General features: G+C 62.5%; 12 protein-coding genes. 6 read left to right on the top strand and 6 right to left on the bottom strand.

Features of this window, described 5'->3' with window-relative positions; translation table 11 throughout:
- Nucleotides 1-22 precede the first annotated feature (22 nt).
- Nucleotides 23-1,063, bottom strand: a complete 1,041-nt coding sequence (locus AFK67_RS09645; protein ID WP_007724625.1) for an NADPH-dependent curcumin/dihydrocurcumin reductase — start codon at nucleotides 1,061-1,063, stop codon at nucleotides 23-25.
- Nucleotides 1,064-1,112: 49 nt separating this feature from the next.
- Nucleotides 1,113-1,688: a helix-turn-helix domain-containing protein gene (locus AFK67_RS09640; RefSeq protein WP_007724627.1), complete on the bottom strand. Its 576-nt coding sequence runs from the start codon at nucleotides 1,686-1,688 to the stop codon at nucleotides 1,113-1,115.
- 38 nt (nucleotides 1,689-1,726) lie between these two features.
- Here AFK67_RS09640 and AFK67_RS09635 point away from each other — a divergent pair, with 38 nt between their 5' ends.
- Nucleotides 1,727-2,245, top strand: a complete 519-nt coding sequence (locus AFK67_RS09635) for a GNAT family N-acetyltransferase (protein WP_007724629.1) — start codon at nucleotides 1,727-1,729, stop codon at nucleotides 2,243-2,245.
- Nucleotides 2,242-2,691: a DMT family transporter gene (locus tag AFK67_RS09630; protein WP_007724633.1), complete on the top strand. Its 450-nt coding sequence runs from the start codon at nucleotides 2,242-2,244 to the stop codon at nucleotides 2,689-2,691. Before AFK67_RS09635 ends, AFK67_RS09630 begins: the two co-directional genes overlap by 4 nt.
- Nucleotides 2,692-2,694: 3 nt before the next feature.
- Here AFK67_RS09630 and AFK67_RS09625 read toward each other — a convergent pair whose 3' ends face one another.
- Genes AFK67_RS09625 through AFK67_RS09615 form a run of 3 tightly spaced genes read right to left on the bottom strand, consistent with a single transcriptional unit; the run spans nucleotide 2,695 to nucleotide 5,478 of the window.
- Entirely contained in the window at nucleotides 2,695-3,579 is an 885-nt protein-coding gene (locus tag AFK67_RS09625; RefSeq protein WP_038883700.1) for an NAD(P)-dependent oxidoreductase, read from the bottom strand.
- Nucleotides 3,580-3,588: 9 nt separating this feature from the next.
- The gene (locus AFK67_RS09620) at nucleotides 3,589-3,834 is read right to left on the bottom strand and encodes a DUF2526 family protein (protein WP_007724643.1); all 246 of its coding nucleotides are present in this window, start codon (nucleotides 3,832-3,834) and stop codon (nucleotides 3,589-3,591) included.
- Between the two features lie 48 nt (nucleotides 3,835-3,882).
- On the bottom strand, nucleotides 3,883-5,478 hold the full coding sequence (locus AFK67_RS09615) for an ABC transporter substrate-binding protein (RefSeq protein WP_038868802.1): 1,596 nt from the start codon (nucleotides 5,476-5,478) through the stop codon (nucleotides 3,883-3,885).
- Between the two features lie 314 nt (nucleotides 5,479-5,792).
- On the opposite strand from AFK67_RS09615, the gene AFK67_RS09610 reads away from it, so the two are divergent.
- The 3 genes from AFK67_RS09610 to AFK67_RS09600 are packed head-to-tail and all read left to right on the top strand — an operon-like array spanning nucleotide 5,793 to nucleotide 12,382.
- A complete protein-coding gene (locus AFK67_RS09610) occupies nucleotides 5,793-7,196 on the top strand; it encodes an SrfA family protein (RefSeq protein WP_038883704.1) in 1,404 nt (467 codons plus the stop codon).
- A 3-nt stretch (nucleotides 7,197-7,199) separates the two neighbouring features.
- Nucleotides 7,200-10,187, top strand: coding sequence for a virulence factor SrfB (locus AFK67_RS09605; protein WP_038883706.1), 2,988 nt, complete (start codon nucleotides 7,200-7,202; stop codon nucleotides 10,185-10,187).
- Nucleotides 10,184-12,382, top strand: a complete 2,199-nt coding sequence (locus AFK67_RS09600) for a virulence factor SrfC family protein (RefSeq protein ID WP_050569279.1) — start codon at nucleotides 10,184-10,186, stop codon at nucleotides 12,380-12,382. The genes AFK67_RS09605 and AFK67_RS09600 overlap by 4 nt, the downstream gene beginning before the upstream one ends.
- Nucleotides 12,383-12,412: 30 nt before the next feature.
- Here the strand turns inward: AFK67_RS09600 and AFK67_RS09595 are convergent, their stop codons facing one another.
- Entirely contained in the window at nucleotides 12,413-13,615 is a 1,203-nt protein-coding gene (locus tag AFK67_RS09595; protein ID WP_007723584.1) for a putative acyl-CoA thioester hydrolase, read from the bottom strand.
- A gap of 297 nt (nucleotides 13,616-13,912) precedes the next feature.
- Between AFK67_RS09595 and AFK67_RS09590 the strand changes: the two genes are divergently transcribed.
- A complete protein-coding gene (locus AFK67_RS09590; RefSeq protein WP_007723578.1) occupies nucleotides 13,913-14,410 on the top strand; it encodes an anti-virulence regulator CigR family protein in 498 nt (165 codons plus the stop codon).
- The last annotated feature ends 22 nt before the right edge of the window (nucleotides 14,411-14,432 follow it).

Below are 14,432 nucleotides of genomic sequence, written 5' to 3'. Positions count from 1 at the left end.
AACAAGTTGTTATTGGGCTGGTTTATGATTCATCCTGGCCGACGCGAATAACCAGCTTGCCGAAGTTTTTCCCTTCCAGCAGGCCGATAAACGCCTCCGGCGCGTTCTCAAGGCCATCGACGATCTGCTCGCGGTAGTGGATTTTGCCGCTGGAGACCCACTGGCCCATTTCGCGCTGGAACTCCTCAATGCGGTGACCATAATCCTGATTGATGATAAAGCCCTGCATACGAATGCGTTTTTTAAGCAGCGTCCCCATCAGGAGCGGCAGACGATCCGGGCCGGGTGGCAGGTCGGTGGCGTTATAGCCGGAGACCAGACCGCACAGCGGCACGCGCGCGCCGGTGTTAAGCAGCGGCAGCACCGCGTCAAACACCTTGCCGCCGACATTCTCATAATAGACGTCGATGCCCTGCGGACAGGCGGCGGCGAGCTTATCGGCGAAATCCGGCGCGCGGTGATCGATACACGCATCAAAGCCGAGCTGCTCTACCGCGTAGCGGCATTTCTCTTCGCCGCCCGCCACGCCGACGACGCGACAGCCTTTGATTTTACCGATCTGCCCGACGCTCGCGCCCACCGGCCCGGTAGCCGCGGCGACCACCAGCGTTTCGCCCTCTTTCGGCGCGCCGATATCCAGCAGACCCATATAAGCGGTAAAGCCCGGCATCCCCAGCACGCCGAGGAACCAGGACGGATGTTCAGGCGAGCGGCCAAGCGGGGTCAGCTGTTTGGCGTCGCAGATGCAGTGATCCTGCCAGCCGCTATAACCGAGCACCCAGTCGCCGGGGCGAAAATCAGGGTGTTCTGACTGCTCCACCACGCCGACCGTACCGCCGACCATCACTTCGCCAATCTCTACCGGCGGTGAATACGACGGCGCGTCGCTCATGCGCCCGCGCATATACGGGTCGAGCGACAGATATACCGTGCGTACCAGCACCTGGCCTTCGCCCGGCGTGGCGACGGCGTCTTCCTCAAGGCGGAAGTTCTCCGCCACGGGCGCGCCGTGCGGACGGGACGCCAGTACCCAGCGGCGATTACGGGAAGCTTGTTGCGTCATGCTGTTCTCCTTTATTTTCAGGACATCCCCAAAGCGTAGTGCATTCACGTCAACTGGCGACGTTATTCAGACGCACAACCAGATAGACGCAGGGCGCGTCGCTTTGATTGATGAAATGGCATTCGTTCGGCGGGCCGAGCTCCAGGCAGTCGCCCTCGCGCATCCGGTGATGCGTGTCGCCTTCGCGAAACACCAGCTCGCCGCGCTGCACCCAGATAAGCTGGCGGGCGAAGGCGTAAGCCGAGGCGGGCATCGGGATATCGCTGCCGGCGGGCAGCTCCACCTGCACGAGATCGAGCGGCAGATCGGACTTCGGCGAGACGTGGCGGCGCAGGTAGTGGCTTTGCGGATCCTGCCAGACCGGCTGGTCCGCAAAGCGCAGCAGCCGCCCTTCGTTCATCTCGGCGCGGGCGATAAGCGTGGACATACTGAGCCCGAGCGCGCCGGAAAGCCTGCCTAACAGCGTCGCCGTCGGGCTGCTCTCGCCGCGCTCGATTTTATGGATCATGGCGCGCGAGACGCCGGCACGCTCCGCCAGTTCGGAGAGCGACCAGCCGCGCGTCTCGCGCTCAACGCGAATGCGCTCACCAATCCGTTGATTTAAAGTGTCGATTATATTATTCATTACGTAACATTATAGTGAACAACCACCGGGGTTCAACCATGCTTATTCGTCACGCCACCGCCGAAGACTGTGCCGCCATCGCCGACATCTATAACTACGCCGTACAGCACACTGCCGCCATCTGGAACGACGCCACCGTCGATACCGATAACCGCCTCGCCTGGTTTTATCAGCGCGGCAACGCGGGCTACCCGGTGCTGGTGGCCGTTGAAGGCAACAGCGTCGTGGGCTATTCCTCCTTCGGCGACTGGCGCGCATTTGACGGTTTTCGCCACACCGTCGAGCACTCCGTCTACGTTCACCCGGAGCACCACGGCAAAGGCATTGGCAAACAGTTAATGGCGCAGCTGATTGTCGAGGCGCGGGCCATCGGCAAGCATGTGATGGTGGCGGGGATTGAGTCGCAAAACGCGGCGTCCATCGCGCTGCATGAAAAGCTCGGGTTTACCATTACCGCGCAGATGCCGCAGGTCGGCACCAAATTTGGCCGCTGGCTCGATTTAACGTTTATGCAGCTCCAGCTCGATAACCGCCGCGAACCGGACGCCATCGGATGAATTCATCACTAAGTCTGCTGTTTCTCGCCGCCGCCGGCGCGGGCCTGGTGGTGCAGAATATGCTGATGGTGCGTATCACGCAGTCGGCGTCCACCATCCTGATTGCGATGCTGCTTAATTCGCTGGTGGGCATTGTGCTGTTCTGCGCCATTCTGCTGCTGCGTAACGGGACGGCGGGCTTTAGCGAGCTTATCGCCACCGTGCGCTGGTGGACGCTGCTGCCGGGCCTGCTGGGTTCGTTTTTCGTGTTCGCGAGCATCAATGGTTATCAGCATCTGGGCGCGGCCACGACCATTGCGGTGCTGGTGGCAAGCCAGCTTATCGGCGGGTTGCTGTTTGATATCGCGCGCACCAGCGGTCTGACGCTGCGCATGGTGGCAGGCCCCGTGGTGGGCGCGTTGTTGCTGGTGATTGGCGCCTGGCTGGTCGCCAGGCGCACGTTCTGAGGGTTACGCTTTCGGTTTCTGTCCGCTGCGGCGCGCGCTGACGGTCGCGAGCGCCGCCCAGTCGAGCTGTTCGTCGCCGTGGGCGAGCGCGTCGAGATAGTTATCGCGCAGCACGCCCGCGATGCCCATCGGCACGTTTTTACTCTCCGCCGCCTGCTGCGCCAGGCGCACATCCTTAAGCCCGAGCTTCATGGTAAACCCGGCGGGCGAATAGCGGTCTTCGGCAATCATCGCGCCATAGTTTTTATAGGCGGGCGCGGCAAACAGCGTGCCCGTCATCATCCCGAGAAAATCGCCTTTACCGACGTCATACGCCTCCACCAGCGCGGCGGCTTCGCCCATCGTCTCAATGGCGCTGGCGAGCATAAAGTTCGCCGCAAGCTTCACCGCCGCCGCCTGTGCCGGGCGGTCTCCAAACGGCCAGGTTTTCTGGCCCAGCACGTCGAACACCGGCTGCGCTTTTAAAAGCCACTCCGGCGAGCCCGCCGCCAGAATATTCAGATTGCCCGCCGCAGCGACATCCACGCGCCCCAGCACCGGCGCGGCCACGTACCCGACGCGGCGTTGCTGCGCGAGCGCTTCCATCGCCTCGGTAAAGGCCACCGAGACCGTCGCCATGTTGATCCACAGCGCGCCCGGCGCGAGCGACGCCAGCGCGCCCTGCTCCACCACGACGCTTTCGGTGACCGCATCATCGGCGAGAATGGTGATTAACACATCGGCGTCATAAATATCCTTGGGGCTTTGCGCCACCTGCGCGCCCAGCGCGCGCAGCGCGTCGGTCGGCGCGGGCGAGCGGTTCCATACTGTTACCGTAAAGCCTGCGTTGATAAGATTGGTCGCCATCGGCTGGCCCATGCCGCCGAGGCCGAGAAAAGCAATATGCATTTGAATTCCTTATAAAATAGTTCCGCCGCGGGTCAGCTCCGCCAGGCGTTCCGCCGCCTCGTGTTCGCGATCTTCTTTGTGCTGACGCCCGTGATGGGCAATGGCGGTGCGAAGCCGCTGCTGCTCGATATAGCGCTCCTCGCGGCTGAGCGCGGTATCGTCGCTGAGTTCAATCAGCAGTTCGTTCATGCGCGCGATTACGCGCGCTTCAATCACCGCGTCGACGCGGCTTTTGACGTCATCAAGGTGAGACATTCAAACCTCCTTAAACGCGTCGCCGCGGCAGGAGCCGCGGCGCAGTGCTTAGTTGATTTTCGCTTTCGAGAAGTCGCTGCCCATCAGGCTGACGCTGTACCCCGTCACGTTGCTGCGGGTCGCGTAGAAGGTGCGGCCATTGGCGAGCGGCACCCACGGCGCCTGCTGGTAGAAGATCTCCTGCGCCTGCTCGTAGAGTTTAGCGCGTTCTTCCGGCGCGCTGACGCGTTTAGCCTGATCGATAAGCGCGGTGTAAGGTTTGTCGCACCAGCGCGCGGCGTTGGAGCCGCTCTGGATGCTGTCGCAGCTCAGCAGGACGTCAGCGAAGTTATCCGGGTCGCCGTTGTCGGACATCCAGCCATACAGCGCGGCGTCGTGCTCGCCTTTACGGATACCGGAAAGATACTCGCCCCACTCGTAGCTGACGATTTTCGCCTTCACGCCCACTTTCGCCCAATCGCTCTGGATCATCTCGGCGATGCGTTTGGAGTTCGGGTTATACGGACGCTGCACCGGCATCGACCACAGGGTCGCTTCAAAGCCCTTCTCAAGCCCGGCCTGTTTCAGCAGCGCTTTGGCCTTCTGCGGGTCGTAGTCGTAATCTTTGAGATCCTTATTAAAGCCCATCATGTTCGGTGGGATGGGCGATTTCGCGACGCTGCCGCTGCCCATAAAGACCGCGTTAATGATCGACTTTTTATCCACCGCGTAGTTCAGCGCCTGACGGACCAGCACATTATCGAACGGTTTTTTCTCGGTGTTAAAGGCCAGATACCCGACGTTCAGCGCCTCGACGCTGTGCAGCGTCAGGTTTTTATCGGCTTTGATTTGCTCAAACTGCACCGGGCTCGGTGCCGGGATAATCTGGCACTCGTTGGTTTTAAGCTTGGCAAGCCGCGTCTCGACGTTCGGGGTAATCGAGAAGATCAGGTGTTTGGTCGGCACCTCGCCGTCCCAGTAGTTCGGGTTGGCGATATAGCGGATAAGCGAGTCGACTTTATACTGTTGCAGCGCATAAGGGCCGGTACCGATGGGCCAGTTATCGACGTTTTCCGGCGTGCCTTTTTTCAGCATCGCATCGGCGTATTCCGCCGAGAGGATCGAGGCGAAATCCATGCCCCAGTCTGCCAGAAACGCGGCGTTCGGCTCGCTCAGGGTGAACTGGACATGGTAGTCATCCAGCTTTTTCACGTCGGTGATGAGCTTATCGAGACCCACATCCTGGAAATATTCGTAGTTGCCCTGCGACACCTTGTGGTACGGGTGACTGGCGTCTTTCTGGCGCATCACCGAGAAGATAACGTCGTCGGCGTTGAAGTCGCGCGTCGGTTTGAAGAATTTATTGCTATTAAATTTCACGCCCTTGCGCAGCGTAAAGGTCCAGGTTTTACCGTCCGGGCTTACCTTCCACTCGGTGGCGAGCGACGGCACCGGCGTGTTGGTTTTCGGGTCGAAATTCACCAGGCGGTTGTAGAGCACCTGGGAGCTCGCCACAAAACTCGGCCCGGAGCTCGCGATTTGCGGGTTGAAGGACTCCGGCGATGCTTCGGAGCAGTAAATGATCGTATCGCTGTTCGCCGCGATGGCGCTTGCCGGTAACAGGGCGCTTAACAGCAGCCCGAGCAGTGTTTTTCCTGTCTTCATCTTGTGCCTTTTATTTTACTTTTCAGGAGGAAAGCCATCTCATCACAGCCCACATCAACTGGCAAATAACAAAAAACTGTAGCTTTATACCTTTCTGGCATTTTTCGCCTGAATATCAGCCAATTTTAGATAAAAATGATTTACGCTCTGGTTAAATCGCGTTAACACCGTGAATTTTTGCTTAAGTCAAGAAAATTCCTAAGATTCAATGACCCGAGAATTTACGCTTTTTCGCGTTTCTTTCACGCTTTGCTGGACAGGTCTATCGTTCAAAGTAGAGTCGTGAAAAAGTTTTTTCTTGCAGAGAGAATGACGTGGCAAAAATTCTATTGCGCAGTGGCGACCTCGATGACTTCCAGTCGGTAGGCGAAAATGGTCAGGCGGTCTTCGAGTCGGCGCTGCAAATCCGTGAAACGCTTCGCCTGCGTAAACAGCCGCTGGTGGAAACCCTGGCTATCCCTCAACTCAATGAAGAGGGCGATCGCGTGGACTGGTATTCGCCGGTCAGTGGCAAGGTGATGGGCTGGGCTTCCGCCAGCCATGAAGAGCGCGAGCGCGCCCTGCGCTTTCTGGAAAGCGCCCTTTCCGGCGCCCGCGCGCTGAGCAAGCGCTGCCTGGAGTCGGAAAAAACCGCCCAGCAGCTTTTTGGCGCGCTGCTCGCCAAAGCCGTGCAGTTCCCCGGCGCGAATTTCCTCTACCTGGTGGACGGCAAGCCGGTTATCACCTTCTGGGGCTTCGTTAACTTAAACCAGGGCGCGCGTGACGACGTGCTGGAGTGCCTGCGTGAAGCCGAGCCTGTCGAGCCGGAAATCCTCATGACGCCGCAGGACGAGCCGGAGCCAGAACCTGCGCCGGTTGTAATGACCGAGCCGGACGCCCCGCTGCTGGCTACGCCGCCCGTCGCACCGCAGCCGGCACCTGTCGTTTCGCCTGCCGTGCCGGCTCAGACCCAGGCCTCGGTGCTGGCGGCCTATACCACCGACGCTGACGACGCGCCACAGCCGCAAGAGACCACCCCGGCTGCGGCCGCGCCAGCTCGCCGCTCGCGTATTCCGCTCTGGACATGGCCGCTCGCCGCCGCCGTGGTCGTTGGCGCTATCGCCGCCCCGCTCACCTGGTACCAGCTGCAGCAAAAAGAGCCCGCCGCGCCGACCGTGCCGGTCGAGCAGATTAAGGCGCAGGAAATCGCGCCCGCGCCGGTGCAAGCGGTCGACGCGCCGCCGGTTGCCGCCGTCGCGCCCGCAACCACGCTGCCGCTCGCCGCAGCCCAGGTCACCCCGCCCGCCCCTGCGCCGGTGGTGGAAGAGAAGCCCGTCGCGCCTGCGCCGGTCGATAAAAACGCGCTGGTAATGGACGCCAATCAGGTGAAAGCGGGCACGACCCGTTTCCTTAACGGCACCTGGCGCCTCAGCATCGGCAGCCCGGACCCGATTACCGGCAAAGCGACCTCGATGCGTATTGAGATGAAGAGCAACAAAGGCAGCGCCCGCGTGACGCTCGGCGACAATATCGTCTGTCGCGCCGATCTGTTCTCGGGCCTGCACCAGTCCGGCGAGCTGATGATTAAGACCCGCGGCAAAGCCCGTTGCAGTGACGGCTCGCGCTACCCGATGCCGGAAATTTCCTGCAAAGCGGGCCCGAATGACATTGCTGAATGTACCGGTCGCTATGATGAAAAGACCGTTCTGCCCCTGACCATGAAGAAAGTGAGCGCCTGATTTATGCTGGCAAACCTGTGTGATTACAAACAGAGCGTCACCCTGATTGAAAACAGCGGGGTGCAGTTTCTTGATTTCGGCCTGACGCCGGTAGAAGCGCCCCACGACGGGCGTTTTGTCCGTAAAACCGCGAACGGGCCGCTGCTGCGCCTCGACTATGATATCGCCTCCGGCAAATTCACCCTGCCCGCCCGCAACGGCGGACAGCCGGAGGTGGTGAAACCGGAGAGCAGCGTCGCGCTGAGCCAGTCGCTCGCGATGATGGACGGCGTCTGGCTGCCGCTGCCGGTGCTGCGCTTCAACCCGCCGCGCACGTTCGTGCAGGGGCCGGATAACTGGGCGCGCGTGCAGATCCGCAAACTCAGCGAGCCGGACAGCGCGGGCAATACCCATCGCGTCACCCTCGCCTTCGATACCCAGATCCAGGTGGATGAAGGCGCGGCCTCGCAGCTTGCGCCCGTTGAAAACGACGTCCGTAACGGCACCCGCTTCGCACTCGCCTGGCGTGATGACGAAGTGGCCGATTTTCTCGACCAGACCTGGGTCGACGGCTGGCTGCGCGAGGCGTTCGCCCAGTATGCCGCCGCGCAGGAAGCGCGCAGCGAACAGGATGTGCAGCGCGCGCTGAAGGTATTTGAGTATCAGGCCCACTGGCTGAACGTGATGTCGCTGCTCGGCAACCAGCTTAACGTGCCGGAGCTGAAAATCGTCACCGGCACCCTGAGCTCGCCGGCGGTCGCGGTAGATCTCATCCTGGATGTCGGCAACACCCACACCTGCGGCGTGATCATTGAAGATCACGGCGAGGCCAACGACGGTCTGCGCCAGACCATGGAACTGCAGGTGCGCTCGCTGAGCGAGCCGCAGTTTATGAACGCGCTGATGTTCACCAGCCGTCTGGCGTTCGCCGAAGCGCGCTTCGGTAAACAGCATTTTTCGGTGGAGAGCGGACGCGACGAAGCGTTTGTCTGGCCCTCCATCGTGCGCGTCGGCGATGAAGCCCGCAAGCTGGCGATGCAGCGCCTCGGCACCGAGGGCAACAGCGGCATCTCCAGCCCGCGCCGTTACCTGTGGGATGAAACCCCGGCGGCGCAGGAGTGGCGCTTTAACCTGATGACGCCGAAAACCCAGCGCGAGCCGCTCGCGACCGCAGGCCCGCTGATGAACCTGATGAACGACGACGGCGAGCCGCTCTGGCAGTTGCCGCCGGAAGAGCGCCTGCCGGTGTTTTCGCCGCAGTACAGCCGCAGCTCGCTGATGACCCATATGCTGTGCGAGCTGCTCGCCCAGGCGGTGTGTCAGATAAACAGCGTCGCCAGCCGCCTGCGAATGGGCAACGCCAGCTCGCCGCGCCAGCTGCGTCAGCTGATCCTGACGCTCCCGTCGGCGATGCCGAAACAGGAGCGCGAGATTTTCCGCCGCCGCATGCAGGAGGCTATCGCGCTGGTCTGGAAAGCGCTGGGCTGGCACCCGCATGACGACGATTTCAGCGCCGAAAAAGGCCAGCGCCAGAGCCGCGTACCGGTCCCGGCTATCCAGATGGAGTGGGACGAAGCCAGCTGCGGCCAGCTGGTATGGCTCTATAACGAAGCGATGGTGCACTTCGCCGGCCAGACCGAGCGCTTTTTCGCAAGCCTCGCCCGCCCGGATCGCGAAACGCCGCCGGGCGCCACGCCGGGCCGTCAGCTGCGCGTCGCCTCGATTGATATCGGCGGCGGCACCACTGACATGGCGATCGCCGAGTACCAGCTGGATGACGGCGTCGGCAGCAACGTCAAAATCAGCCCGACGCTGCTGTTCCGCGAAGGATTTAAGGTCGCGGGGGATGACATCCTGCTGGATGTTATCCAGCGCTGCGTGCTGCCTGCGTTGCAGGAGCAGCTGCAAAAAGCGGGCGTCGCCGACGCCGCGACGCTGATGTCCACCCTGTTCGGCGATTCCGGGCGTATGGACACCCAGGCGATACTGCGCCAGCAGACCGCCCTGCAGCTTTTTATGCCGCTGGGCCACGCGATTCTGTCTGCGTGGGAGAACAGCGACCCGGCCGATCCGCAAAGCGGTCTCTACACTACCTTTGGCGAGATGCTGAAACAGCCGCCGACCCGCAATGTGCATAACTATCTCCATCTGGCGATTGAGCACGCGCTCCCCGCCGGCAGCCCGGCGTTTAACGTGCTCGACGTGCCGTTGCAGGTGAGCTTCAGCGAACTGGAAGAAGCGCTACATGCCGGTAAATTCAGCATCTGCGCGCCTATCCAGGCGCTGTGTGAGGCCATCTCGTACTACTGCTGCGACGTACTGCTGATAACGGGCCGTCCTGGCTGCCTGCCGGGCCTGCAGTCGCTTATCCGCCTGCTCCAGCCGGTACCGGTAAGCCGCATGGTGTGGCTGGATAACTACGAAGTGCATGAATGGTATCCGTTCAGTCAGCACCGCCGCGTCGGCAACCCGAAATCCACCGCCGCCGTCGGCGCGATGCTTTGCAGCCTGGCGCTCGACCTGCGCCTGCCGCGCTTTAACTTCAAAGCGGCGGATATCGGCGCTTACTCCACCGTGCGCTACCTCGGCGTGCTGGATAACGTCGTCAACACGCTGCGCGACGAAAACGTCTGGTATCGCGATATCGACCTCGACGCGCCGGGCGCGAAGCTCGATGCACGCTTACACTTTCCGCTGCGCGGCAACGTAACGCTCGGCTTTCGCCAGCTTGATAACGCCCGCTGGCCTGCCACGCCGCTCTATACGCTCTCGGTGAACTCGCCGGAGCTTGCCAAAGCCATCGCAGGCGACGGCGTGCTCAACGTGCGTCTGCAACTTACCGGCGGCGGCAAACAGCAGGCACCGGAAGGCTTTACCCTCAGCGAAGCCTGGCTTTCCGACGGCACCCGCGTGCCCCCGGAGCAGGTCACGTTTAAACTTAATACCCTGGCTGACCGTCGCAGTTCCGGCAGCCACTACTGGATCGACAGCGGGAGCGTTTATCTGAAATGACTGTTTCTACCTCCATGAACCAGAAAATCACGACGCCTGCCGCCCTGGCCCAGTGGGTCCAGAAGACCCGCGAACATGCGCCGCTGCTGGATGAAGAAGCAGGCCCCCTGCTGGCGCGCCTGAGCGCGCTTAACGCGCAGGCGCAGACGCTGAACGCACTGGCGAACGAACCGCGCACGCTCGGTATTTATGGTCATTCGCAGGCGGGCAAAGCGCATCTGCTCGCGACGCTTGCGAACGGCTCGCAGGGCCAGGTGGCCGTCGCGCCCGGCGATAAGCACCTCGACTGGCTCACGCATATCAACCCCGGCCACAGCGCGACCGCGATGGCCGTACGCTTCACCCGCACGCCGCAAACGCTGCCGGAAGAGTTCCCGCTGCGCCTGCGTCTGTTCAGCGAGGCGGAGCTGGTGCAGATTTTTCTCGCGCATTACCAGAGCAGCGGCCAGGCGCGCGCGGTGAGCGAAGAGGAGCTGCGCCAGCGTTTAGCGCAGCTACAGACGCTCGGCCAGACGCAACCGCACCCGGCCATCAGCGCGTCGGACGTCATGACGCTCGCCGCCCGCTGGCGAGAGCTCACTCCCGCGCGCCAGCGCACGATCGGCGATGACACCTGGCATCAGATGGCGCAACTGCTGCCCGCGCTGAACCTCAGCGAGCGCGTGCGCCTGTACGCGCTGCTGTGGGGAGATATCGCCGAGATGACGCAGCAGTTTGTCACGCTCGCCGAAGGCCTGCTGCTGGTCGGCCACGCCCGCGAAGTGGCCGCCCCGCTGAGCCTGCTGGTGGACAATTTTTCCCTGCCGGTTGAGGGCTTCCTGCTCCCGGCAGGCTCCGGCGAAGAGACGCTGCCGGACGAAGTCCTGGTGCGCGCGCTTGAACAGCAGCAGTTGCAGGGCATGGTCAGCCTGCCGCTGACTACGCTGACGCTGCTGTGCGCGGAGCTGACGCTGCCGCTCGCCACGCCGTCGGTGCCGGAAGGCGTCGATCTGCTCGACATCCCCGGCGCGAGTTACGGCCAGCAGGAGAGCCTGTATGCCAGCAAGACAGCGTTTCTGCTCGACTACTATCGTCAGCACCAGCAGCCGGACGTACTGATGGTGTGTAACGCCGTCCAGAGCCGCGCGGATATCGCGCCAGTGGCGCGCGCCCTGCTGCGCTGGGTGAACGCCACGCAGCCTGCCTCGCCGGACGCGCTGCCGGGCCTGGTGTGGGCGATTACGCCGCACGACGCGCGTTTTCTCGACGGCCAGCATCTTGATGAAGGCGTCCAGCGACTGCTCGGCAAACCGGGCCACACCTGGGGCACGTTACAGGCGCTCGATGGGCGCAACCTGCAACGCCTGACAGAGTGGCTGTCGCAGGCGCTCAGCGACAGTAGCCGCGCGCGGCGTCTCACGCTGCTTAAGGCGAACGCGAAGGCCCAGCCCGCGCTGCTTTTCAGCCGCTATCTGGCTCCGCTCTCCGCCGATGAAGCCACGCTGCGCGCCACTGCCGAGAACGGTGTGCGCACGTTGCAGCGCCAGGCCGCGCGCCACGGCGATCTGTTGCAGGCGCTGCTGCCGGATCCGGCCGCGCTGCAGGCGCTGTGCGAAACCGAAGAGCGCCATGAAGAGACGCCGCAGGGGCTGTTCAGTACCGAAATTGACCTCTTTGGCGAAGCGGTCGCTACTCGCCCTGCGGACGCTGCCTCCGGCGGGTCGCTGGCTCGTCGAGCGCATCGCCTGTGGGTGAACCATGTTCGCCAGTGGATGCAGAGCGAGGAGCATGCCGCGCAGCTCGGCGTCGACGCTGCCACGCTACACTGGCTTGGCGATACGCTGATTATCGCAAGCTACCGGCTGAACCTGGCCGGACGGCTGGAAGCGCTGGCCGCGCACGAAGGGCTCTCCGGCGCGCAACTGCGCGCTGAGCTCGGTAATTTCGTGAGCTGGCTCGGCTTCGAGCGCGTGCCGCAGGCGCAACGTCCGGCAAGCCGCGTCAACCCGAATGAGCGGCTGTTCGCCTCGTCAGTCGCCCACGACCAGCGCCTGACGCGTCTTGGCGAGAAACCGGTCCACGCGGCTACCCGTTACGTCTACGACTGGCTGGTGGCGCTCTATACCCGCGCCATTGAGAACATCGGCTACGAGCATCCGCTGGATATCAAACCCGCCGATCGCAAGACGCTCGCGAAAATCATCGGCCTTCGCTGACCCTGCCGCCGGCGCGTTCGCGCCGGCGTTTTATCGCCCTTCGGCTTGATTCCCCTGCCGGTTCTGATACTCCACCAGGCGGTTAACGCGCGCCTCGTTTCGCTCACCGCACCGGCTCGCCACAAAGGGCCGCCCGGTTGTCGCCGCCGCGCCCCAGGGCGCTGTGGTATCAAAGCCGGTATCAAATACGCTGTCGCGGACAAGCGCCTGGCCGTTGGCGGTGCGCCCTGGCTGATAGCCGGTCTCGCGCGCCCCGTGATCCCATGCCCGGCCCGCCTTCGCGTACAACGTTCGTCCAAACCCGCTGTCCGTTGTAAAGCGGCACTGCTGCACCAGAAAGCCCACGGGCAGGTTGTACGGCGTGGACGGCGCCAGCACGAAGGCCTCGCCTGCGCCACGCGAAGAGACGGTGTGGAAGTGAACGCGCTCGAACACGGCGCTCGCCGAACCAAAGACATAATCGACATCGCCTTCGAGATAACAATCGGCGACCCACATACGGCTGATGTGCGACGCCTCGCCCTGCGGCGCGCTGCGGCTGCTGAGCCAGAGCGTGTCCTGACGGCTGATAAGGCGCAGGCGTTCAAGCTGCACCCTGTCGCCGTCAGCATACAGCGCCACCGCCTGATGTGCCGCGCCGTCAACGTGGTCAAGCAGCGTATTGATGATGCTCAGGTTCACCAGCTGAATATCGTCACACTGCGCCATCACGACTGCGGAGGCGCGAGTGCCAATCTCCGCCGCGCCCAACGCGGCGATGCGCTGGTAGTCACGCCACGCCGGGTCGCCAGGCTGAAACTCGCCGTGCGCGTTGACCGCCGCCTGATACTGCCGCGGCGTAAAGCGCGCATCCAGCGCAAGCTCAAGGCGCACGTCATGGGGCGTCTCGCCGGTGCCATACAGGGTGACGGGCGGCGCACCGGCGGGCACATAGACCACGCCGCGATAGACGCCCGGCGCGATGGCTATCCATACCCGCGCGTCGCGCGGCCCTGACGCGACGGCCACGTTAACGGCCTGCTGCACCGTGCGGTACGGCCCTTTTCGCGCATCGACCTGCAACACGCGCCCTTCCGGTGGCGACGTGACCGATGCCGGGTGCCACGGCCCGTCCGGCTCCGTCAGCCAGCCGCCCCGCGCGAAGTAATGTTCCCGCGTGTAAGCGGCGGCCTCGTCGCGGCTCAAAACCGGGCGGGTCGACAGCGGTGCGGTTTTCAGCAGAGCTTCCGTCATTCTGTTCTCCTTGTTTAATTCAGTTGCATGGCTTAGTGGGTTCACTTGCGCGGCTTTGCCTGAACTGCCCGCCCGTTTCCGTGCGCCACCCGTGTGCGCCCGGTTCAACCGCAAACTTGCCGCCACTGCCAAACTGGTTATTTATACAGTCACAATGCCGATTTACGATGGTGTCAGCAAACCGGCGTTGCGGTTTTGCGAGGCCTCTTCCGAAGTCTGAAATCCAGGAAAAAGCGCAATCGCTTTTTGTTGCCGCTATGCTGAAATAGCGCTGCACCATCTGACTGAGGAAGGGTTATGAAAACGAAACGTCCGGGCGCAATGGCGCTCCTGCTTGCGGCTTTTACCGTCTGCGCCATGCCTGCGTTGGCTAACCCCGGCAACGGCAACGGAAATGGAAACGGCCACGGTAACAGCGGTAATCATGGCAATGGTCACGGCAATAACGGCAAAGGCGCCGACCACAACGCAAAACACAACGACAACGCATCAGGCCGTAAAAACTACGGCAAACCTGACCACGTCGAGTCAGATATCAGCTTCAGCCGCGCGCGCAGCCTGGCGGTGAATTATGGCCTCACCGGCTATGAGTCGCTGCCGCCGGGGATCGCCAAAAACCTGGCGCGCGGTAAACCGCTGCCTCCGGGCATCGCCAAAAAATCCGTACCGGCCAGTATGCTGAATGAACTGCCGTACTATCCGGGCTACGAATGGAAAATGGTCGGCGATAACCTGGTGCTGATTGCGCTCAGCACTGCGCTGGTGACCGCCGTTATCAATAACGTGTTTGACTGATAAACGCGTTAAGACGCGAAAG

The sequence above is a fragment of the Cronobacter dublinensis subsp. dublinensis LMG 23823 genome, assembly GCF_001277235.1.
Lineage (GTDB): Bacteria > Pseudomonadota > Gammaproteobacteria > Enterobacterales > Enterobacteriaceae > Cronobacter > Cronobacter dublinensis.
This window is presented reverse-complemented; position numbering and strand designations above follow the sequence as displayed.

Coding starts and splice junctions, on each gene's coding strand:
- AFK67_RS09645 (WP_007724625.1), bottom strand. CDS start 1,063: ATGACGCAACAAGCTTCCCGTAATCGCCGCTGGGTACTGGCGTCCCGT.
- AFK67_RS09630 (WP_007724633.1), top strand. CDS start 2,242: ATGAATTCATCACTAAGTCTGCTGTTTCTCGCCGCCGCCGGCGCGGGC.
- AFK67_RS09625 (WP_038883700.1), bottom strand. CDS start 3,579: ATGCATATTGCTTTTCTCGGCCTCGGCGGCATGGGCCAGCCGATGGCG.
- AFK67_RS09605 (WP_038883706.1), top strand. CDS start 7,200: ATGCTGGCAAACCTGTGTGATTACAAACAGAGCGTCACCCTGATTGAA.
- AFK67_RS09640 (WP_007724627.1), bottom strand. CDS start 1,688: ATGAATAATATAATCGACACTTTAAATCAACGGATTGGTGAGCGCATT.
- AFK67_RS09590 (WP_007723578.1), top strand. CDS start 13,913: ATGAAAACGAAACGTCCGGGCGCAATGGCGCTCCTGCTTGCGGCTTTT.
- AFK67_RS09595 (WP_007723584.1), bottom strand. CDS start 13,615: ATGACGGAAGCTCTGCTGAAAACCGCACCGCTGTCGACCCGCCCGGTT.
- AFK67_RS09635 (WP_007724629.1), top strand. CDS start 1,727: ATGCTTATTCGTCACGCCACCGCCGAAGACTGTGCCGCCATCGCCGAC.
- AFK67_RS09620 (WP_007724643.1), bottom strand. CDS start 3,834: ATGTCTCACCTTGATGACGTCAAAAGCCGCGTCGACGCGGTGATTGAA.
- AFK67_RS09600 (WP_050569279.1), top strand. CDS start 10,184: ATGACTGTTTCTACCTCCATGAACCAGAAAATCACGACGCCTGCCGCC.
- AFK67_RS09615 (WP_038868802.1), bottom strand. CDS start 5,478: ATGAAGACAGGAAAAACACTGCTCGGGCTGCTGTTAAGCGCCCTGTTA.